The organism is Paracoccus sediminis (assembly GCF_900188295.1).
GTDB classification, from domain to species: domain Bacteria; phylum Pseudomonadota; class Alphaproteobacteria; order Rhodobacterales; family Rhodobacteraceae; genus Paracoccus; species Paracoccus sediminis.
In genome coordinates this window covers 549,546-568,740 of record NZ_FZNM01000001.1, presented here as the reverse complement: position 1 = coordinate 568,740, position 19,195 = coordinate 549,546, and the positions used below count along the sequence as shown (strand labels likewise).

General features: G+C 67.2%; 20 protein-coding genes and 1 tRNA gene. 13 read left to right on the top strand and 8 right to left on the bottom strand.

The genetic code is table 11. The features are described 5' to 3' along the window. Window positions 1-51 precede the first annotated feature (51 nt). The 5 genes from CHB77_RS02995 (at window position 52) to CHB77_RS02975 (ending at window position 4,662) form a co-directional block, all read left to right on the top strand. The gene (locus CHB77_RS02995; RefSeq protein ID WP_089386665.1) at window positions 52-1,182 is read left to right on the top strand and encodes a carboxylate-amine ligase; all 1,131 of its coding nucleotides are present in this window, start codon (window positions 52-54) and stop codon (window positions 1,180-1,182) included. A 66-nt stretch (window positions 1,183-1,248) separates the two neighbouring features. Further along, on the top strand, window positions 1,249-2,400 hold the full coding sequence (locus tag CHB77_RS02990; protein ID WP_089386664.1) for an acyl-CoA dehydrogenase family protein: 1,152 nt from the start codon (window positions 1,249-1,251) through the stop codon (window positions 2,398-2,400). Beyond that, on the top strand, window positions 2,397-3,404 hold the full coding sequence (locus CHB77_RS02985) for an enoyl-CoA hydratase/isomerase family protein (RefSeq protein WP_089386663.1): 1,008 nt from the start codon (window positions 2,397-2,399) through the stop codon (window positions 3,402-3,404). The genes CHB77_RS02990 and CHB77_RS02985 overlap by 4 nt, the downstream gene beginning before the upstream one ends. Next, window positions 3,401-4,267, top strand: a complete 867-nt coding sequence (mmsB, locus tag CHB77_RS02980; protein WP_089386662.1) for a 3-hydroxyisobutyrate dehydrogenase — start codon at window positions 3,401-3,403, stop codon at window positions 4,265-4,267. The genes CHB77_RS02985 and mmsB overlap by 4 nt, the downstream gene beginning before the upstream one ends. An 86-nt stretch (window positions 4,268-4,353) precedes the next feature. Next, window positions 4,354-4,662: a hypothetical protein gene (locus CHB77_RS02975; protein WP_089386661.1), complete on the top strand. Its 309-nt coding sequence runs from the start codon at window positions 4,354-4,356 to the stop codon at window positions 4,660-4,662. A gap of 25 nt (window positions 4,663-4,687) precedes the next feature. On the opposite strand, the gene CHB77_RS02970 is transcribed toward CHB77_RS02975, so the two are convergent. Both CHB77_RS02970 and CHB77_RS02965 read right to left on the bottom strand, forming a co-directional pair. After that, a tRNA-Gly gene (locus tag CHB77_RS02970) sits at window positions 4,688-4,761 on the bottom strand. A 48-nt stretch (window positions 4,762-4,809) separates the two neighbouring features. Further along, the gene (locus CHB77_RS02965; RefSeq protein WP_242626482.1) at window positions 4,810-5,262 is read right to left on the bottom strand and encodes a nucleoside deaminase; all 453 of its coding nucleotides are present in this window, start codon (window positions 5,260-5,262) and stop codon (window positions 4,810-4,812) included. 120 nt (window positions 5,263-5,382) lie between these two features. On the opposite strand from CHB77_RS02965, the gene CHB77_RS02960 reads away from it, so the two are divergent. Continuing rightward, window positions 5,383-6,960: a pseudouridine synthase gene (locus CHB77_RS02960; protein WP_242626483.1), complete on the top strand. Its 1,578-nt coding sequence runs from the start codon at window positions 5,383-5,385 to the stop codon at window positions 6,958-6,960. Between the two features lie 58 nt (window positions 6,961-7,018). Here CHB77_RS02960 and hemP read toward each other — a convergent pair whose 3' ends face one another. Continuing rightward, window positions 7,019-7,207 (bottom strand): hemin uptake protein HemP, encoded by a 189-nt coding sequence (hemP, locus tag CHB77_RS02955; protein WP_423212857.1) that lies wholly within the window; start codon window positions 7,205-7,207, stop codon window positions 7,019-7,021. Window positions 7,208-7,316: 109 nt separating this feature from the next. Further along, window positions 7,317-8,231 (bottom strand): zinc ABC transporter substrate-binding protein, encoded by a 915-nt coding sequence (locus CHB77_RS02950; protein WP_089386657.1) that lies wholly within the window; start codon window positions 8,229-8,231, stop codon window positions 7,317-7,319. A 97-nt stretch (window positions 8,232-8,328) separates the two neighbouring features. Between CHB77_RS02950 and CHB77_RS02945 the strand changes: the two genes are divergently transcribed. From CHB77_RS02945 to CHB77_RS02920, 6 genes are all read left to right on the top strand, one after another. Next, window positions 8,329-8,832 carry a Fur family transcriptional regulator gene (locus CHB77_RS02945; RefSeq protein WP_423212858.1) on the top strand — a complete coding sequence of 168 codons (504 nt, stop codon included), beginning with the start codon at window positions 8,329-8,331 and terminating at the stop codon, window positions 8,830-8,832. Continuing rightward, window positions 8,829-9,590 carry a metal ABC transporter ATP-binding protein gene (locus CHB77_RS02940; protein ID WP_089386726.1) on the top strand — a complete coding sequence of 254 codons (762 nt, stop codon included), beginning with the start codon at window positions 8,829-8,831 and terminating at the stop codon, window positions 9,588-9,590. The genes CHB77_RS02945 and CHB77_RS02940 overlap by 4 nt, the downstream gene beginning before the upstream one ends. Next, on the top strand, window positions 9,590-10,372 hold the full coding sequence (locus CHB77_RS02935; RefSeq protein WP_089386656.1) for a metal ABC transporter permease: 783 nt from the start codon (window positions 9,590-9,592) through the stop codon (window positions 10,370-10,372). The genes CHB77_RS02940 and CHB77_RS02935 overlap by 1 nt, the downstream gene beginning before the upstream one ends. A gap of 199 nt (window positions 10,373-10,571) precedes the next feature. Continuing rightward, window positions 10,572-10,793: a hypothetical protein gene (locus tag CHB77_RS02930; RefSeq protein ID WP_423212859.1), complete on the top strand. Its 222-nt coding sequence runs from the start codon at window positions 10,572-10,574 to the stop codon at window positions 10,791-10,793. 142 nt (window positions 10,794-10,935) lie between these two features. Beyond that, window positions 10,936-11,322, top strand: coding sequence for a hypothetical protein (locus CHB77_RS02925; RefSeq protein WP_089386654.1), 387 nt, complete (start codon window positions 10,936-10,938; stop codon window positions 11,320-11,322). Window positions 11,323-11,381: 59 nt separating this feature from the next. Further along, complete coding sequence (locus CHB77_RS02920) at window positions 11,382-11,657, top strand: hypothetical protein (RefSeq protein ID WP_089386653.1); 276 nt, start codon at window positions 11,382-11,384, stop codon at window positions 11,655-11,657. Between the two features lie 4 nt (window positions 11,658-11,661). Here the strand turns inward: CHB77_RS02920 and CHB77_RS02915 are convergent, their stop codons facing one another. The 3 genes from CHB77_RS02915 to acs form a co-directional block, all read right to left on the bottom strand. Then, window positions 11,662-12,024: a response regulator transcription factor gene (locus tag CHB77_RS02915; RefSeq protein ID WP_089386652.1), complete on the bottom strand. Its 363-nt coding sequence runs from the start codon at window positions 12,022-12,024 to the stop codon at window positions 11,662-11,664. Between the two features lie 71 nt (window positions 12,025-12,095). Further along, window positions 12,096-13,892, bottom strand: a complete 1,797-nt coding sequence (locus CHB77_RS02910) for an MFS transporter (RefSeq protein ID WP_207303002.1) — start codon at window positions 13,890-13,892, stop codon at window positions 12,096-12,098. A gap of 191 nt (window positions 13,893-14,083) precedes the next feature. Beyond that, window positions 14,084-16,039, bottom strand: a complete 1,956-nt coding sequence (acs, locus tag CHB77_RS02905; RefSeq protein WP_089386651.1) for an acetate--CoA ligase — start codon at window positions 16,037-16,039, stop codon at window positions 14,084-14,086. Window positions 16,040-16,264: 225 nt separating this feature from the next. Between acs and CHB77_RS02900 the strand changes: the two genes are divergently transcribed. Further along, window positions 16,265-16,741, top strand: coding sequence for a pyridoxamine 5-phosphate oxidase (locus tag CHB77_RS02900; protein WP_089386650.1), 477 nt, complete (start codon window positions 16,265-16,267; stop codon window positions 16,739-16,741). Window positions 16,742-16,791: 50 nt separating this feature from the next. Here the strand turns inward: CHB77_RS02900 and CHB77_RS02895 are convergent, their stop codons facing one another. Then, complete coding sequence (locus CHB77_RS02895; protein ID WP_089386649.1) at window positions 16,792-19,086, bottom strand: glycosyl hydrolase family 28-related protein; 2,295 nt, start codon at window positions 19,084-19,086, stop codon at window positions 16,792-16,794. Between the last annotated feature and the right edge of the window lie 109 nt (window positions 19,087-19,195).

Below are 19,195 nucleotides of genomic sequence, written 5' to 3'. Positions count from 1 at the left end.
TTGCGCCCGCCGGGCGGCCGGGCTTTCCTGGCGAAAATGCCGGAAGCAGCCATGACCGACGAACCGGACTTTACCCTGGGGATCGAGGAGGAATATCTTCTGGTCGATCCCGATACCGGCGATCTGGCGCCCGCGCCGGACGGCATGATAGCGGCCTGCCGGGATGCCCTGGGCGATCAGGTCAGCCCCGAATTCCTGCGCTGCCAGATCGAGGCGGGCACCCCCGTCGCCGCAGACATCGCCCAAGCCCGCGACCGCCTGGCCCATCTGCGCCGCACGGTGGCGCGGATCGCGGGGCAATACGGGCTGGCGCCGATCGCGGCATCCTGCCATCCCTTCGCGGACTGGCGGGACCAGTTCCACACCGACAAGGACCGTTATCACCAGTTGTCGCGCGACATGGGGGCGGTGTCGCGGCGGATGCTGATCTGCGGGATGCATGTCCATGTGGGCATCGAATCGCAGGCGCTGCGCATCGACCTGATGAACCAGATGGCCTATTTCCTGCCGCATCTGCTGGCCCTGTCGGCGTCCAGCCCGTTCTGGCAGGGCAGCGACACGGGCCTTGCGTCCTATCGCACCACGGTCTTTGGCGGGATGCCCCGCACCGGATTGCCGCCGCAATTCGGCGGCTGGGACGAATTCGACCGGGCGGTCCGCACCCTGACCGGCTTGGGCGTCATCGAGGACAGTTCGAAGATCTGGTGGGATCTGCGGCCGTCGTCGAAATTCCCGACGCTGGAAACGCGGGTCTGCGACGCCTCGCCCCGGCTGGACGACACGATCACGCTGGCCGCGCTGATCCAGGCCACGCTGCGGATGCTGTGGCGCCTGTCGCGCCGGAACCAGCGGTGGCGGCAATACGACCCCTTTTTGCTGGGCGAAAACCGCTGGCGGGCCGCCCGTTACGGCATGGCCGAGGGGATGATCGACTTTGGCGCCGGGCGGATCATTCCCTTTGCCCAGGCCGTCGAGGATTGGCTGGCCCTGATCGCCCCCGACGCCGACGCCCTGGACAGCCAGCCGCAGGTTTCCCGGACGCGCGACATCGTATCCGAAGGCGGTTCCGCCGCGCGCCAGCGGGCCGTCCTGTCGCGCGCCATGGGCGCAGGCGCCACGCGGGACGAGGCAATGATCCAACTGGTGGGCCAGCTGATCGCGGACTTTCACCACGGTCTCTGACCTTGCCAAGACGCGGCAACCTGGGGCAATGAAACGCATGTTCAATTTCATCGGGGGGATGAGGGCATGGATTTTGCGCCGACCGAGGAACAAAGCGCCATCTTCGACATGGCCCGCGATTTCGGCGAGACCCGCATCGCCCCCCATGCCCGCGACTGGGAAGCCCAGGGCACCATCCCGCGCGACCTGTGGGCCGACGTGGCGGGGCTTGGCTTTGGCGGCCTGTATGTGTCCGAGGAGTTCGGCGGATCGGGCCTGTCGCGGCTGGACGGCACCCTGGTGTTCGAGGCGCTGGCCATGGCCTGCCCGTCCGTCGCGGCATTTCTGTCGATCCATAACATGTGCGGCGGCATGATCGACAAGTTCGGATCGCCCGATGCCAAAGCCCGCTGGCTGCCCGGCTTGTGCAGCATGGAACGCGTGTTCAGCTATGCGCTGACCGAACCGGGCAGCGGATCGGACGCCGCCGCGTTGCGCACCCGCGCGGACCGCACGGACGGCGGATTGCGGCTGAACGGCACCAAAGCCTTCATTTCGGGCGGTGGCTATTCGGATGCCTATGTCGCCATGGTCCGCACCGGCGGCGACGGGCCGCGCGGCATCAGCGCGGTGATCGTGCCCGACGGAACCCCCGGCCTGTCCTTCGGCGCGCCCGAGGACAAGATGGGCTGGCGCGCCCAGCCGACTGCGCAGGTCCAGTTCGACGATTGCGACATCCCGGCGGACCATCTGCTGGGCGAGGAAGGGCGCGGCTTCGCCTATGCGATGGCGGGGCTGGACGGCGGGCGGCTGAACATCGCCGCGACCGCGCTGGGCGGCGCGCAGGCGGCGCTGGACGCGACGCTGGCCTATATGGGCGAACGCCGCGCCTTCGGCCACACGCTGGACAAATTCCAGGCCTTGCAGTTCCGGCTGGCCGACATGGAAACCGCCCTGCAATCGGCGCGCGTCCTGCTGCGCCAGGCGGCCTGGAAGCTTGACACGGGTGCCCCGGACGCCACCAAGTTCTGCGCCATGGCCAAGCTGCACGTCACCGACCGCGCCTTTGACGTGGCGAACGGCTGCCTGCAACTGCACGGCGGATACGGCTATCTGGCCGATTACGGGATCGAGAAGATCGTGCGCGACCTGCGCGTCCACCAGATCCTGGAAGGCACGAACGAGATCATGCGCCTGATCGTCGGGCGGGCGATGCTGGCCGAACGGGGGAACCGATGAACGACCTGAACATCCGCAAGGCGGGCCGCGCCGGGCGCATCACATTCACCCGGCCCAAGGCGCTGAACGCGCTCAGCCACGACATGGCGCTGGCGATCCACGATGCCCTGGACGGCTGGCGCGACGACGCGGCGGTCGAACTGGTCGTCATCGACGCCGAAGGCGACCGGGCCTTCTGCGCGGGCGGCGACATCGCGGCGGTCTATCGCGCCGGGCTGGCGGGCGATCATGCGACGGGCCAGCGTTTCTTTGCCGACGAATACCGCATGAACGCGGCCATCGCCGATTACCCGAAACCCGTCGTGGCCTTCATGGGGGGCTTCGTGATGGGCGGCGGCGTGGGCGTGGGGGGCCATGCCAGCCACCGCATCGTCGGCGACACCACCCAGATCGCCATGCCGGAATCGGGCATCGGCCTGATTCCCGACGTGGGCGGCACCTGGCTTTTGTCCCGCGCGCCGGGGCGGGTCGGCGAATACCTGGCGCTGACCGGCGCGCGGATGGGCGCGGGCGATGCGATCCACGCGGGTTTCGCCGACACCTACCTGCCGGAAACGCACTGGCCCGACCTGATCGCCCGGCTGGAGGAAACCGGCGATCCGTCCCTGATCGAAGGAAGGGACGCACCCACTGCCCCCCTGCGCACGATGGACCTGTCGCCCTTCGCCCAGGACAGCGTGGCCGACATCATCGACGCGCTGGAACAGGACGGCGACGCGCAGACGCTAAAGATCCTGGCCGGGAATTCGCCCCTGTCCATGGCGGCGGGGCTGGCGATGGTGCGCGCCGCCCGCGACGATGCGCGGATGCAGGAATCGCTGGCCCGCGAATACCGCTTCACCTATCGCGCCACCCGCGACACCGACTTTCTGGAAGGCGTGCGCGCGCAGATCATCGACAAGGACCGCAAGCCCAAGTGGATGGCCGATGCCAGCCCCGAAAATGTCGCGGCGCTGCTGGCGCCCCTTGGGCCGCACGAACTGACCCTGGAGGAACGGGCATGAAGATCGCATTCATCGGACTTGGCAACATGGGCGCGCCGATGGCGCTGAACCTGGCGCGGGCGGGGCACGAGGTGACGGGCTTCGACACCGCCGCCCGTCCCGAAGGCCTGACGATGGCCGACAGCGCCGCGGCGTCCGTGACGGATGCCGATGTGGTCATCACCATGCTGCCCAACGGCCAGATCCTGCGCGCGGTGGCCGATCAGGTGATCCCGGCCATGAAGCCCGGCGCGATCCTGTGCGACTGTTCCACCGTCGATGTGGACAGCGCCCGCGCGGTGGCCCAGCAGGCGCAGGCGGCGGGGCTGGGCGCGCTGGACGCGCCGGTGTCGGGCGGGATCGGGGGCGCGCAGGCGGGAACGCTGACCTTCATGGTGGGCGGATCCGACGACGCCTTCGCGACCACCGGGCCGCTGTTCGACATCATGGGCCAGAAGGCCGTCCATTGCGGCGACGCAGGCGCGGGCCAGGCGGCCAAGATCTGCAACAACATGATCCTGGGCGTCACCATGATCGCCACCTGCGAGGCCTTCGCCCTGGCCGACAAGCTGGGCCTGGACCGCCAGAAGATGTTCGACGTGGTGTCCACGTCCTCGGGCTACAGCTGGTCCATGAACGCCTATTGCCCGGCGCCGGGGGTGGGGCCGACCTCGCCCGCCGACAACGGCTACAAGCCCGGATTCGCCGCCGAACTGATGCTGAAGGATCTGGACCTGTCGCAGGCGGCCGCCGGTTCGGCGGGTGCGGATACGCCGATGGGCGCGCTGGCGCGTCAATTGTACCGGCAGTTCGTCGAACACGAGGACGGGCGGGGCCGGGATTTTTCGGCAATGTTGCCACGCTTTGTCGAAAAGAACCGCTGAAAGGACGGAACCGTGATCCCAGGGGGAACCAGGTCCCCGCTTGTCCGGTTTTTTCCGCACGACAAGCAGCGCCGGACACCAAGACCATGAGCCTCAGGCTGACCATGATCGTAACGGCCGCGACAGCGGTCCTGCTGGTGGCGTCGAACCATTACCGGCCCGAGGCGCATGGCACGGTGGATACGGGCATCGTGAACCCTCCGCCCGTGCCGGTGCCCGGTGCCATCCTGCGCAGCGAAGACGTTCGGTTCATCGACCAGCCCGGCCGTTACGGCCTGGGCAAGGATCTGGCGGACAGCCGCTATGCCATTGTCGGCGGGCATCTGGTCCGGATCGATCCCGACACGATGCAGGTCAAATCCGTCCTGCGCCGCAGGGCCTATGCCAGCGACTGACGCCTGAGCCGCCATCGGGAACGGTTGGAGCGGGTGATGGGAATCGAACCCACGTATTCAGCTTGGAAGGCTGCTGCTCTACCATTGAGCTACACCCGCATGGGCGACGGTATAGAAGCACCGCGCCGGGTGCGCAAGGCGCAACCGTCAGCGTCTGTTCCGGAAGAACCCCTGCAACAAGGCCCGTGACGGGTCGGCGCCAAGGCCGTCATACACCTGTGGCCGGTGATGGCACTGCGGATGGTCGAAAACCCGCGCGCCATGGTCCACGCCCCCCATGCGCGGGTCGCTGGCGCCGTAATACAGGCGACCGATCCGCGCTGCGGAAATCGCCGATGCGCACATCGGGCAGGGTTCCAGTGTGACCCACAGGTCATGGCCCGGCAGGCGTTCCGATCCTGCGGCGCGGCAGGCGGCCCGGATCGCCAGGATCTCGGCATGGGCCGTCGGATCGGACAGTTCGCGCGTCCGGTTGCCCGCCGCCGCCGCCACGCGCCCGTCCGGGGCCACGACGACCGCGCCTACCGGCACCTCGCCCCGGTCCGCTGCGGCCCTTGCCTCGGCCAGCGCCAGCGCCATATGAGAGGTGAAGCGGCTCATGCCCCCGCTTGTCGCAAGGCCGGTGCCGGGGCGCAAGCCGCCAGATCGGCCTTTCCCCGCCCCGGCGCGCCGGTTACAAGCGCGCTTTTGCCACCGCAGCGATGCGCAGGAGAGATCGCCATGACCGACGACGACACCCCGAAAACCGCCCAACCATCCCCCGACCGCATCGCCAAGGTGATGGCCCGCGCGGGCGTGGCCAGCCGCCGCGACGCCGAACGGATGATCCTGGAAGGCCGGGTGACGGTGAACGGGAAAAAGATCGACAGCCCGGCCTTGGACGTGGTGCCCGGCGACCGCATCACCGTGGATGGCAAGAAACTGGACGAGCCGCAGGAAACCCGGCTGTGGCTGTATTACAAGCCCCTGGGGCTGGTGACGACGGAATCGGACGAAAAGGGCCGTCAGACGGTGTTCGACGCCCTGCCCCGCGACCTGCCGCGCGTCATGACCATCGGACGGCTTGACCTGACATCCGAAGGGCTTTTGCTGCTGACCAACGACGGCGAATTGAAGCGGCGGCTGGAACTGCCTTCGACCGGGTGGCTGCGGCGGTACCGGGTGCGGGTGAACGGCACCCCCAGCGACATGACCTTTGACCCGCTGCGCCGGGGCGTGACCATCGACGGCGAGGAGTTTGCGCCCATGGAGATCAAGCTGGACAGCCAGCAGGGCGCGAACGCCTGGCTGACCGTCGGCATCCGCGAAGGCAAGAACCGAGAGATCCGCCGCGCGATGACCCATGTGGGCTTGCAGGTGAACCGGCTGATCCGCATCGGCTATGGTCCCTTCAAGCTGACCGGCATGGAAAAGAACGAGGTGGTCGAGGTCAAGCGCCGCGTCCTGCGCGACCAGTTGGGCGGCCTGCTGACGGGCGAGGAAACGGCGTCCAAGGATCGCGAGATGCGCCCCCGTGGCGCCGAAGGCCCGCGCGGCCCGCGCCGCGATGACGGCGACGCACCGCGCCGCCGCTTTGCGTCGGCTGGCGCGGATGGTGGCAGCCGTTTCGCGCGCAAGCCCGCAGGATCATCGCGCGACGATTCCGCCCGTCCGGCAGGGGACCGCCCGGCCCGGTCCTGGTCCGACACGCCAGGCAAGCCGCGCTTTGGCGCACCGGGCGATGGCGGCGAACGTCCCCGGTTCAGCGGCAAGCCGGGAACTGCGCGCGACGACGGCACCCGCCCCGCCCGCCCGTGGCAGGCCAAGCCCCGCGCCGATCGCGACGAAGGTTCCGAGGATCGGCCGCGCTTTGCCAAGCCCGCGCGCGACGGTGGGGGCAGCCATGGGCGACGGGATGGCGACACGCCCGGCTTCAAGGCGCGCAACGAGGCCCGGCCCCAAGGAGAACGGGGCGAACGCGGCTTCAAGCCCCGGCAGGACGCGGACCGGCCCGATGGCGAACGCGGGTTCAAGCCGCGCAGCGGCAAGCCGGGCGGTTTCGGACCGCGCGGCGACGGCAAGCCGGCAGGCGAGCGCGGCTTCAAGCCGAGGGGAGAAGGGAAACCCGATGGCGAGCGCCGGTCGTTCGGCAAACCCGGTGGCGGCAAACCCGGTGGCGGCAAGCCGGGCGGTTCCAAGCCTGCCCATGGCGGATCGGGGGGTCAGGGCGCACGGTTCACCGACAAGCCACGCGGGCGTCCCGTCGGGAAACCGGGTGGCAAACCGGGCGGTCGGCCCCAAGGCAAGCCGCGCGGATGATCCACGTCCCGCCTGTCCCCAGCCCATGCGCCGTTGCATGGTCCGGGGCGCAGGGGGATTATTTCGTCAGGATCAGCTTGCCCGCGCGGGTGATGCGCAACTGATAGATTTGCTCGTCCAGGACGATCAGGGCCTGGTTGCCGCCCCGCGTCAGCGCGGTCGCGTCATGCTGGGGAATGCGCGACAGGACGCTTGCGGCGGGATGCTGGAAATCGGCAGGACGCACTGCGGTCATGATGAGCCTCATGGGTTTGAACCTTCACGCTTGAAATCTGACAAATTCAGTCTGGAATGTCAAAGTAAAAGAGTCGGAATTTTTTTAGGGGCGCCAAACCCGCCAAGGCCCGCGCATTTTTTCAGTCTTGCGACAGGCATTCCGTCAGGGCATCGCCCAAGCCTGTGAGGATTCTTCCGTAAAGGTCGTCACCGGCCGCGCCGCCGCTTCCCTCGGGTGTCAGTTCCGCGCCGATCCGCACGGGCGTCCCCTCGACCACGGTTTCGACCAGCCGCGGATCGCTGCCGTATTCGGGAAAGGCGCAGCGGGCGCCGGTCGCGGCGATCCGGGACCGGATCTCGGCCAGGCGCGCGGCGGACGGCGTGCTGGCGTCGCCCAGCGAGATCGCGATCGCGGGCCGCAATCCGAAATGATCGGTGAAATAGCCATAGGCGTCGTGAAAGGCCACGATGCTGTCATCGCGGAACGGGGCCAGCCGCGCCTGAAGATCGGCTTCAAGATCGCGGACACGGGTCGCCGCCGCTGCGGCATTGGCGGCATAGACCGCGGCATTCGCCGGGTCGGCCTTGGCCAGAGCCTCGGCGACGGTCCCCAGCCAAAGCTGCCCGTTCGCCGGGTCCAGCCAGGCATGAGGATCGACCGATCCGCTGTCGTGCCCGGACTCCGAGCCTGTGTCATGCGCATGATCCCCGGCCCCGGCGCCATAGCCCCGCAGATGCGTTCCCGGCACCGCAAGCAGCCTCACCTGCGCCACATCGCCCGCAACCGAGGCCGCCGCCCTGTCCAGCCAGGGCGTCAGCTCCGGCCCTGTCCAGATCAGCAGCCCCGCATCCTGCAAGTCCCGCGCATCCGACGGGCGCATCTGGTGGTGATGCGCGCTGGCGCCCTGCGCCAGCAGGATGCGCGCCTGTCCCAGATCGCCCATCACCTGATTCACCAGCGATGCCGTCACGGGCGTATCGACGACAACGCGCGGCGGTTCGGCCAGAACAGGACCGGCGGCCAGAACGGCAAGGGCGGAAAGCATGATGCGCATGGGATGTCCTTGATGGGGAAAGGGGTCGTTCGGTTGCGGAGGCTGTCCTTTCATGTTACATGATAACAAGTCAATCATCATGTGATAAAGTAACAAAGTGAACGCGCGTCCCGATCCGGACCAGGCGACCCCCGCCTTTGCCGCCCATGACCATCGCGCCTGCGAGGCGCGCGCCTTGGACGAGGCCGAGGGGCGGTTGGCCCGACAGGGCGGCCGGATGACGCCCGTCCGGCGCCGCACGCTGGAAATCCTTCTGGAATCGCACCGCGCCATGGGGGCCTATGAGGTTCTGGACCGCCTTGCCGCCGAAGGTTTTGGCCGCCAGCCGCCGGTCGCCTATCGCGCGCTGGACTTTCTGGTCGAACATGGCTTGGCGCATCGTTTGCAGCGGCTGAACGCCTTTGCGGCCTGCCTGCATCCCGGGCAGGATCATGCCCCGGCCTTTCTGATCTGCCGGGCTTGCGACACGCTGGCCGAACTGCCTGCCCCCCCCGTCCATGCCGCCCTGTCGGATCTGGCGGCCGAGACCGGCTTTGCCGTCGAACGCGCCACGATCGAGGCCGTGGGCCTGTGCCCCGCCTGCGCCGGCGCCCCGGCATGAGCGCGCTGATCCAGGCCCAGGGCCTGACCATTCTGCGCCCCGGCGGCCATGAAACCGTCCTGCAAGATGTCGATTTCCGCATCGCGCCGGGGGAAATTGTCACCGTCGTCGGTCCGAACGGTTCGGGAAAATCGTCGCTGGTCCGCGCGCTGCTGGGCCATATGCCGCTGGCGGCGGGCCGTGTGACCCGGCGGGCGGGGCTGCGCATCGGCTATGTTCCCCAGCGGATGCAACTGGACACCACCATTCCCATGACCGTGCGGCGGTTCCTGTCCCTGCCGCGCCGGGTGTCAGACGACATGGCGGCGCAAACCCTGGTCCGCACCGGGGTCGGCGGGATGCAGTCCCGTCAGCTGACGCACCTGTCCGGCGGGCAGTTCCAGCGGGTGCTGCTGGCCCGCGCCCTGCTGCACGACCCGCACCTGCTGGTGCTGGACGAACCGACGCAGGGGCTGGACCAGCCCGGCATCGTCGCCTTTTACACCCTGATCGAGGATGTGCGCCGCCAGACCGGCGCCGCCGTGCTGATGGTCAGCCACGACCTGCTGGTGGTGATGCGCGCGTCGGACCGGGTTATCTGCCTGAACGGCCATGTCTGCTGCGAAGGCACGCCCCAGCATGTCAGCACCGCCCCCGAATACCGCGCCCTGTTCGGCACCGGGGCAGAGGGGACGCTGGCCCTGTACCGCCATCGTCACGACCACGACCACGATCAGGGCGCGCCCTGTTCCCGCGCCTCATCCGCCGGGGCAAGATGATGCTGGACGATTTCTTCATCCGCGCGGTCCTGGCCGGGCTGGGCGTGGCCTTGGTCGCGGGTCCGCTCGGCAGCTTCGTCGTCTGGCGGCGCATGGCCTATTTCGGCGATGCGACCGCCCATGCGGCGATCCTGGGGGTGGCGATCAGCCTGGCCTTCAACGCCTCGATCTATGCGGGCACGATGCTGGTGGCGCTGGCCATGGCGCTGGCGGTTTCGGCTCTGGCCACGCGCGGGCGGGCGATGGACACGGTCCTGGGGGTGATGGCGCATTCGGCGCTGGCCATCGGCCTTGTCGCGATCAGCTTCGTTCCGGCGGCCCGGTCCGACCTGTCGGCCTATCTGTTCGGCGACATCCTGGCCGTGGGCCGCGCCGATCTGGCGCTGATCTGGGCGGGCGCCGTCGGGGTTCTGGCGGTGCTGGCCTGGCGATGGCAGCGGCTTCTGACCGCCTCGGTCAACGAGGATCTGGCGATGGCCGCCGGAATCGACCCGAGGGTCGAACGCGTGGTCCTGTCGATTACCCTTGCGGTTGTGGTCGCATTGTCGATTCGCGTGGTCGGATCGCTGCTGATTTCGGCCATGCTGATCGTGCCTGCGGCCGCGGCCCGCGGATTGTCGCGCACCCCCGAAGGAATGGCCGGAACGGCCACGCTGATCGCCGCCTTTTCGGTTCTGGCGGGGCTGTGGGCCAGCCTTCGTCTGGACACGCCCGCCGGGCCGTCCATCGTGGCCGCCGCTGCGGGAATTTTCGTCCTTTCCCAATCGGTTCGCCCCCGCTAGTGCAGGATTGCCACAGCCGCCGCAGGCCCATGATTGCAGGCGGAACCTGGGGCCGCGGGGGGTGTTGGCCAATATGCAACAGTCGCCGCAAGCCAGCATCGGATTTGGATCAATGCGCCTTTCAAACGATCCGGGATTGTGTAACTGTCGCCTCGATGTTGCCGGTGACGGCAGCCTTCAAACGAAACGGAGCATGATCATGACCAAATTCGCTACCTTCGCTGCCGCTCTCGGCCTGACCGCCTCCTCGGCTCTGGCCGGTGGCTATGTCGCCCCCGTCGTCGACGTCGAGCCTGTCGTCGTGGAAGAGCGTCCCGCCTCGACCAACGCCGGTCTGGTGGTTCCGGCCCTGCTGCTGCTGGGCGTCATCGCCGCCGTCGCTTCGGACAACGACGACGACGACGACAACGACGACAGCTGATTTCCGAACGGAACCCGTGTTCCGTCAGGTATGAAGGGCTGGCCTTTGGCCGGCCCTTTTCCATTGCGCCGTTCCGGCGATGGACACCCAGGGCGGGCAGGCGTAGCATGGCCCCGGCCATTCCAGGCGATCCGGGGGGTTCATGCACAGACTTCTGATCCTGACCCTTTTGGCCACGCCCCTGCCCGCTGCCGCGCAGAACGACACCCAAGACGGATTGGGCCTTGTCGAACGCGGCCTGGGCATCATCGCCCAAAACCTGTGGAGCGAGCTTGGCCCCGATCTGGAACGGCTGGGCCAGGACATGGGCGTCACCCTGACCGAACTGGCGCCGATGCTGAAGGATCTGGCGGTTCTGGTGGACGATCTGGGCAATTACCAGACGCCCGAACGGTTGGCGAACGGCGATGTCCTGATCCGCCGCAGGCCCGACGCGCCCCCGCCGCCGCCCATCGGGGAATCCTTGCCGGGGGACAAGGCCGCACCCCCCGTTCCCCTTGATCCAAGCCAGCCGGAAATACCCCTGTGATCCGCTGGACCCCGGCACGAGCCATGGGCTAGACTGCGGAAAACCAAGGGGAACGGACCATGGCCGATTTGATGACCGCGCAGGCCGCGGACGTGTTCCGGATCGGCCTGCTGGTCATGCTGCTGCTGACGACGCTGCGCAACCGCCCCATGACGGGGATGCTTTTGCCGCTGGCCGCGGGGGCGATCTTCGTGGCGGCGATCATCCCGATGACGGGCGTGACGGACCGGCCCGAACCCATGCCGACCCAGGTTCTGGCCGGGCTGGCGGTCAATGCGGTCTATCTTGCCGTCGGCCTGGGCGTGTGGTCCCTGTGGCAGGCCCGCAGGCGCTGAACCCTCAGGCCAGAAGCCGGGTCATCTCGGCGCGCAGTTCCGACAGTTCGAACGGCTTGGCGATAAACCCGTCCGCCCCCAGCGCAAGGCCCCGGCGCCGTTCGACAAGCGATCCGCGCGCGGTCATCAACAGGATGCGCACCCCCGACAGGCCAGGATCGGCGCGCAATCGTTCGACGATCTCATAGCCCGACATGTCGGGCAGCATCACGTCCAGCAGCACCAGGTCGGGACGGTCGGCACGGATCGCGCTCAGCGCGGCGGCGCCTTCGGCCAGGCGCGTGTGGGCATGTCCGTCGCGGGCCAGCAGGAATTCCAGAACCATGGCGATGTTGTCCTCGTCCTCGACAACAAGAATGCGCGCCATGGGCCAAGCTTTCATGGATAAGCGGGGAAAGGAAGGGCCGGGGTTCGCCCCGGCCCGGCCCCGTGTCGCGATCAGACGCCGTCGTCGGCGAAGATATTCTTCTTGTGGCTGTTGTTCGGCACGAACAGGGTGCCGATGACAACGGTCATCACCGCGATCACGATCGCATACCACAGCCCCGCATAGATGTTGCCGGTCTGGGCCGAAATCGCGAAGGCCGTGGCGGGCAGCAGCCCCCCGAACCAGCCGTTGCCGATGTGATAGGGCAGCGACAGGCCGGAATAGCGGATCCGGGTCGGATACAGTTCGACCAGCTGCGCCGCGATCGGACCGTACACCATCGTCACCAGCACGATCAGATAGGTCAGGATCAGCACGATCGAGATGTTCTGGGCGTTGAAGATGTCGAAGAAGTGGTCGGCCTTGGCCACCGTGGTGTTGTCCGCCGCCGTCAGCGGATAGCCCGCGGCCGTGATCGCCGCGTTGATCTCGGTCGTGAAGCGGGCCTTTTCGGCGGCCAGCGCATCGCCGGTCAGCACGTTGCCGTCATAGGCCTGCACGGTCGTCTCGCCCACCTGGACGGACGCGACGGTGCCCGCCGGGGCGTCCACGGTTTGCTGCACGTTGACCGAGGACCGCGACAGCGCCGCCTTGAGGACATCGCAGCTGTTGTTGAACTGCGCGGTGCCCACCGGGTTGAACTGGAACGAACAGTCGTCAGGCGCCGCCGTCACCGTGACGGGGGTTTCCTGGGCCGCGGCCAAGGCGGGGTTCGCGACGCTGGTCAGCATCGGGAACACCCACATATAGGTCGCGGCGGCCAGGGCGCAGCCGCCCAGGATGATCGGCTTGCGGCCGATGCGGTCGGACAGCGATCCGAAGAAGATGAACCCGGCGGTGCCCAGGATCAGCGACCAGGCGACAAAGACGTTGGCGCTGAACTGATCGACCTTGACGACGTTCTGGATGAAAAACAGCGCATAGAACTGGCCCGAATACCACACCACGGCCTGCCCGGCGGTCAGACCGAACAGCGCGATCAGGGCGATCTTGCCGTTGCGCCAGTTGCCAAAGGCTTCCTTCAGCGGCGCCTTGGACTGCGCGCCCTCTTCCTTCATCTTCTTGAAGGCGGGGGATTCGTTCATCTGCAACCGGATATACAGCGAGATCAGCAGCAGGAAGACCGACCCCAGGAACGGAATCCGCCAGCCCCAGGCGCGGAACGGTTCCAGCATCACCTGGGCGCCGGTGGCGTCCAGCAGCGGCTGGCCGTCCAGGCCCAGTTGCGGCACGGCGGGATAGTTGGCGTTGACATAGGACGTGACCATCAGGATCACGACCAGCGACAGCAGCAGGCCCAGCGTCGCGGTCGTCTGGATGAAGGCCGTGAAATAGCCGCGCTGGCCCTGCGGCGCGTGTTCGGCCACATAGACCGCCGCCCCGCCGTATTCGCCGCCCAGCGCCAGGCCCTGCAACATCCGCAGCACGATCAGGATGATCGGCGCGGCGATGCCCCAGGACGCATAGCCCGGCAGCAGGCCGACCAGAAAGGTCGAAAAGCCCATGATGAGGATGGTGGCCAGAAAGGTGTATTTCCGGCCGATGATGTCGCCCAGCGACCCGAAGACCAGCGCGCCGAAAGGCCGCACCAGAAAGCCCGCCGCAAAGGCCAGCAGCGCGAAGACGTTGCGGGTGGCTTCGGGAAAGGCCGTGAAGAACTGCGCGCCGATGATCGAGGCCAGCGAGCCATAGAGATAGAAGTCGTACCATTCGAAGATCGTGCCCGCGGACGAGGCCAGAATGACCTTCTTTTCCTCGGACGTCATGGGACGCGAACGGGTCGTTGCGTCGGGCGATGCGTAAGCCATCTGTCCTCCTCCTGTTGGACCAGCCGGTCGGCTGGCGTTGGATCCCGACGGTCAAGCCTTCTTCGGTCGCGCTCGGGGGTTTTTCCGAAGCGCGAAACTGGGATCGCTCGTCAGGCTGGTCTGGCGGCACCCGGATCCTCCTGCCCGGAGGCCGCCCTGTCATGGTCGCGGGGGCGCGGCCCCCGGCGCGGTCAGGCCCTGTTCATCCGGTTGGCGATCAGATCGTCCACCACCTCGGGTTCGGCCAGGGTCGAGATGTCGCCCAGGGCGCCATAGTCGTTTTCGGCAATCTTGCGCAGGATGCGGCGCATGATCTTGCCGGACCGGGTCTTGGGCATTCCGGGCGCCCACTGGATCAGGTCGGGCTTGGCGATGGGACCGATTTCCATGCGGACCCATTTTTCCAGATCGGCCCGCAAGTCGTCGCTGGGCTGGACGCCGTTCATCAGCGTGACATAGGCATAGATGCCCTGCCCCTTGAGCGGATGCGGGTATCCGACCACGGCGGCCTCGGCGACCTTTTCATGGGCGACCAGGGCCGATTCGACCTCGGCCGTGCCCATGCGGTGGCCGCTGACGTTGATGACGTCATCGACGCGGCCGGTGATCCAGTAATAGCCGTCCTCGTCGCGCCGGCAGCCGTCGCCGGTGAAGTAATAGCCGGGGTACTGCTGGAAATACGCCTCCATGAAGCGGCCGTGATCGCCCCACAGGGTGCGCATCTGGCCGGGCCAGCTGTCAGCGATGCACAGCACCCCCTCGGCCGGATTGCCGTCCTGGACCTGCGCGGTGGCGGCGTCCAGGATCACCGGCTGGATGCCGAAGAACGGCAGCGTCGCGGAGCCGGCCTTGGTCTCGATGGCGCCGGGCAGGGGCGTGATAAGGTGGCCGCCGGTTTCGGTCTGCCACCAGGTGTCCACGATCGGGCAGCGGCCCTTGCCGATGTTGTCGTTATACCAGTTCCAGGCCTCGGGGTTGATGGGTTCGCCGACGGTGCCCAGGATGCGCAGGCTGGACAGGTCGTGGCCCCGGATGGGATCGGTGCCCTTGGCCATCAGCGACCGGATCGCGGTCGGCGCGGTATAGAACTGCGTGACCTTGTGCTTGGCGCACACCTCCCAGAAACGGCCCGCGTCAGGCCAGGTCGGCACGCCTTCGAACATCACGGTGGTCGCGCCGTTGGCCAGCGGGCCATAGACGATATAGCTGTGGCCCGTGACCCAGCCCACATCCGCCGTGCACCAGAAGACGTCGCCGTCCTTGTAGTCGAAGGTGTACTGGTGCGTCATCGCCGCATAGACCAGATAGCCGCCCGTGGTATGGACCACCCCCTTGGGCTTTCCGGTCGATCCCGAGGTGTACAGGATGAACAGCGGATCTTCGGCCCCCATGGGGCGGGGCGGGCAATCGGGGCTGGCGGTCTCCATCAGCGCCTTCACGTCCACGTCGCGCCCGTCGATCCAGGTCGTCTGGTCGCCGGTGTGCTTGACCACCAGGCAGCGCACCCGGTCCGAGCAATGCAGGAGCGCCGCGTCGGTGTTGGCCTTGAGGTTCGTGCGGCGCCCGCCGCGCGGCGCGGTGTCGGCGGTGATGACCACCTTGGCGCCGCAGTCGTTGATGCGGTTGGCCAGCGCATCGGGGGAAAAGCCCGCGAAGACGATGGAATGGACCGCCCCGATCCGCGCGCAGGCCAGCATGGCATAGGCCGCCTCGGGGATCATCGGCAGATAGATCACCACCCGGTCGCCGCGCATGATGCCCTGGCTCAGCAGGACATTGGCAAAGCGGTTCACCTTTTCCGACAGCTGCGCATAGGTGATGTGCCGGGCGGGCGTGGCGGGATCGTCGGGTTCGAAGATGATCGCGGTCTGGTCGGCGCGGGCGGGCAGATGCCGGTCGATGCAGTTGACCGAGGCGTTCAGGATGCCGTCCTCGAACCACTTGATCGACACCGCGCCAAAGGTGAAGTCGGTGTTCTTGACGACGCTGTAGGGGTGGATCCAGTCCAGCCGCCGGCCTTCGCGGCGCCAGAACGATTCGGGGTCGGCGATCGATTCGGCATACAGCCGGGCATAGTCGGCCGGGCCTACGTGGGCGTTTTCGAAACCCGCCGGAATTGGATGCTTTTCAATCGTTTCGTGGCTCATTCTCCCCCTCCTCGCTGTTGCGTCCCGCAACGGGTCCGGCCCTGTTTCGGTCACGCGCCGCAGACCGCGCACCGACCCCTGAGAATGTTAATCATATCCCGGCATGTCTGTTAAGTGATTTTAACGAAAAGAGAATTTTGAAAACAAATTGACGAATAGGGCATATATTTTGTAAATCTTTCACAAGGCTTGCAAACCGGACGGCACCGTCGCAGCCTTTGGCCCATGTCCAGGGATCCGGTCCGAACCGCTGGCGACAATGCGCGGCAGGCCGCCCGGCAGATTCTGGGGGCGATGCGCCATGCCGTGCTGGCCGTCAACGACCCGGACACCGGCCATCCGCATCTGTCCAGGATCGCCTGCCAGATCGACGCCACCGGCGCGCCGGTGGCGCTGCTGTCGGGGCTGGCGGTCCACAGCCGGGCGCTTGCGGCCGATCCCCGCGCGGCGATATTTGTGGATGCGCCTGGGAACCGAGGGGATCCGATGACCTGGCCCCGCCTGTCCGTGCAGGTGGCCGCCCGGCCCGTCGCCGATCCGGCCGGGTTGCGGAACCGCTGGCTTGCGGCGCATCCCAAGGCGGCGGCGTTCATCGACCTGCCGGATTTCGGGTTCTGGCGCCTGGCGCCGCGGTCGGCGTTCCTGAATGCGGGTTTTGGCGCGGCCTTCCGCCTGACGCCGACCGACTTGGGTATCGCCTGAAAAAACCGCCGCGAGAGGCCGCGGCGGTGGAGGGTCCGGGATCGGGGGCCTTATTGCGGGCGGTCCATCCGGGCATAGACGCTGACGCGGCCCTTTGCGGCGACGGGCCAGTTCAACTGGATCTGCCGCCTGCCGGGACCGACTTCGGTCTGCACCCAAGGCGCGGAATCGATGCGCGCGCCGCTGGCGTTGGTGATGGGGGTTTCGGCGATCACCGACTGCACCGACTTGGCCCAGCCCCTGAAGGGCAGCCCCTCGATCACCGGCAGGGTCCAGATGGCCGCCGATGCCGTCTGGTTGTGCTGCAACATCAGCGGGTTGGAGACATAGTTCCGAACCCCGTTGAAGGTGTTTCCTGCGAACTGAAGGTTGCGCATGTTGTTATAGTCCAGATCGGCGATCGACGTGTCGACCCGCTCGATCCGGTCCACATCGCCGTAAAGCGCCTTGAACACGTTGCTGGTCACGGTCAGGCCATGGACGAAATGCCCGGTTCCGAAGGGCTTGACGGTCAGCCAGGTGAACCAGGCCGCCGTGTTGGAACACAGGCAGGTGTTGCCGGTGATGGTCAGCCCGCCAAAGCTGAATTCGTCGCCTGTGAAATCCGGTTCGGCGCTGTGCTCGTTGGTCCATTCGACAGAGGCGTTGTCGATGTAATTGCCGTTGATCGTGGTCTGCACGTTCGGCCGCGTCAGCACCAGCCCGGCATACCGCAGCCCCTCGCCCGATCCGTCGCCCTGGAACCAGTGATTGCCGGAAATGATGTGCCCGCCGCCGCTGGCCACCATGAAATGCGCGAACCGGACGAAACGGTTGTCGCGGATCTTCACGTCGTTGGCGTTCACGTTGATGGCGATGGTGGTCCGCTGCTGCGCGGGCAGGTCCATTTCGTTGGACAGGAACTGGCAGCGGTCCACCAGCATGTCCTGGCAGCCCCGCCCGATCGAGGTGATGCCGCGATCCCTGGGCTTGGTCATGTAGCAGTCGCGCAGGGCGATCATCTCGCCCTTGGGGGGCAGCATGATGCCGCTGGCGACGCCTTCGCAGTTCAGGTCCAGATCAACGAAATTCAGGCGCGACACCTGTTCCACGCCCGAAAAATCAAACAGATAGCGAAAGCGTTCAAAGGTATAGCTGCGGGTTCCCGCCCCGCCGAAAAAGGGCTGGGACAGGGTCAGGATGCGGGCGGCGACATCCTTGGCATTGACATAGACCTCGCGCCCCACGCCGGGGCCGGTGACGCGGCTGCCGATCTCGATGGCGGCGACATTGGCGACATTCGACAGGCGCAACGGCTGGGCCGGGTCATAGGTGGCGGTGCTGGTCCATCGGCTGCTGTCCCAGGCCGTTCCCGCCTTGGCGCTGATGCTGCCGTTGCAGATCACCCGGCGGTTGGAAAACCCGGTCAGGCCGGGGGCCAGGGCGCCGATTTCCAGCGGTTCGGTCAGATCGACGCGGCGCCCGCACAGGTTCAGCGCCACATGGTCGGTATAGCCGAACAACGCCTGCAACGCCTTTTTCATGCCCAGCGTCTCGTCGCCGAAGGCGGCCGCATAGGTCGGAAAATCGAAATCCTGCAAGAACGACACCCGCGTTTCGGCGGGCGTGCGAAGGGTGCCCTTGAAGCGGACCCTGCTGTTGATGCCCAGATCGCCGCTGATGAAGAACGTGCCCTCGGGCACCAGGATCGATCCGCCATTCGCGGCCTGATCGGCGGCGACAAAGGCCGCGCGATCGTTGGTCACATTGTCGCCCCTGGCCCCGAAATCGCGCACGTCCACCCAGTCGATCAGCGACGGGATGAAGGCCGCCGTCACGTCGTCGATGCGGATCGATTCGATGCGAAAGGCGCCGCCGTTGGCGCCGACCAGATCCAGCCCGAAATGGCCATAGACCGGCGCCGTGCCCCAGGCCATGTCCACGCCCCGCCGCGATCCGACCCCGACGATGGCGCTGATCTCCACCACGTCGCCATAGGCGGTCAGGGGCACGGACGGCCCGGTCTCGATCAGGCCGGTGACGCGCGCGCGCGATCCATTGCCCGCCCACCCGGCGATCCGCGCGCTGCACAAGGCCCCCGCCACCGCCTTGATCCGGGCCGACACCCGCAGATAGACGCCGGGGATCATCGGCGTTTCGCCCATGAAGCGGATCGAGGTCGTGGTCTGCTGCTTCATCACTTCGAGGCAGGTGCCGAAATCCTGGTCGGCCGGAACAAGGGCGCCGTTGTCGGCGGATGCCCAGGTCGGGCTGCCGGGGGTGCCGTCCGTGCGCGACCACGCGTTGAGTCCGCCCCGAAAGGCGGGCGGCATCAGCAAAAGCCCGTTGGTGATCGCAATGTTCATGACCCATCTCCTTCAACCGCGGCAAGGCGGCGCACGCGCAAAGAGATAGTTACGAAACGGTTAACAGGGTCTTGACGGGGCGGGCGTTGCGGCCGCGCCCCGCGCAACG

Excerpts from the sequence above, each read along its gene's own strand:
- CHB77_RS02975 (WP_089386661.1), top strand. The coding sequence starts at position 4,354 with ATGAGCCTCAGGCTGACCATGATCGTAACGGCCGCGACAGCGGTCCTG.
- CHB77_RS02935 (WP_089386656.1), top strand. The coding sequence starts at position 9,590 with ATGCTGGACGATTTCTTCATCCGCGCGGTCCTGGCCGGGCTGGGCGTG.
- CHB77_RS02965 (WP_242626482.1), bottom strand. The coding sequence starts at position 5,262 with ATGAGCCGCTTCACCTCTCATATGGCGCTGGCGCTGGCCGAGGCAAGG.
- CHB77_RS02920 (WP_089386653.1), top strand. The coding sequence starts at position 11,382 with ATGGCCGATTTGATGACCGCGCAGGCCGCGGACGTGTTCCGGATCGGC.
- CHB77_RS02930 (WP_423212859.1), top strand. The coding sequence starts at position 10,572 with ATGACCAAATTCGCTACCTTCGCTGCCGCTCTCGGCCTGACCGCCTCC.
- mmsB (WP_089386662.1), top strand. The coding sequence starts at position 3,401 with ATGAAGATCGCATTCATCGGACTTGGCAACATGGGCGCGCCGATGGCG.
- CHB77_RS02960 (WP_242626483.1), top strand. The coding sequence starts at position 5,383 with ATGACCGACGACGACACCCCGAAAACCGCCCAACCATCCCCCGACCGC.
- CHB77_RS02915 (WP_089386652.1), bottom strand. The coding sequence starts at position 12,024 with ATGGCGCGCATTCTTGTTGTCGAGGACGAGGACAACATCGCCATGGTT.
- CHB77_RS02995 (WP_089386665.1), top strand. The coding sequence starts at position 52 with ATGACCGACGAACCGGACTTTACCCTGGGGATCGAGGAGGAATATCTT.
- CHB77_RS02940 (WP_089386726.1), top strand. The coding sequence starts at position 8,829 with ATGAGCGCGCTGATCCAGGCCCAGGGCCTGACCATTCTGCGCCCCGGC.
- CHB77_RS02990 (WP_089386664.1), top strand. The coding sequence starts at position 1,249 with ATGGATTTTGCGCCGACCGAGGAACAAAGCGCCATCTTCGACATGGCC.
- CHB77_RS02900 (WP_089386650.1), top strand. The coding sequence starts at position 16,265 with ATGTCCAGGGATCCGGTCCGAACCGCTGGCGACAATGCGCGGCAGGCC.
- CHB77_RS02925 (WP_089386654.1), top strand. The coding sequence starts at position 10,936 with ATGCACAGACTTCTGATCCTGACCCTTTTGGCCACGCCCCTGCCCGCT.
- CHB77_RS02950 (WP_089386657.1), bottom strand. The coding sequence starts at position 8,231 with ATGCGCATCATGCTTTCCGCCCTTGCCGTTCTGGCCGCCGGTCCTGTT.
- CHB77_RS02895 (WP_089386649.1), bottom strand. The coding sequence starts at position 19,086 with ATGAACATTGCGATCACCAACGGGCTTTTGCTGATGCCGCCCGCCTTT.
- acs (WP_089386651.1), bottom strand. The coding sequence starts at position 16,039 with ATGAGCCACGAAACGATTGAAAAGCATCCAATTCCGGCGGGTTTCGAA.
- CHB77_RS02910 (WP_207303002.1), bottom strand. The coding sequence starts at position 13,892 with ATGGCTTACGCATCGCCCGACGCAACGACCCGTTCGCGTCCCATGACG.
- CHB77_RS02985 (WP_089386663.1), top strand. The coding sequence starts at position 2,397 with ATGAACGACCTGAACATCCGCAAGGCGGGCCGCGCCGGGCGCATCACA.
- hemP (WP_423212857.1), bottom strand. The coding sequence starts at position 7,207 with ATGAGGCTCATCATGACCGCAGTGCGTCCTGCCGATTTCCAGCATCCC.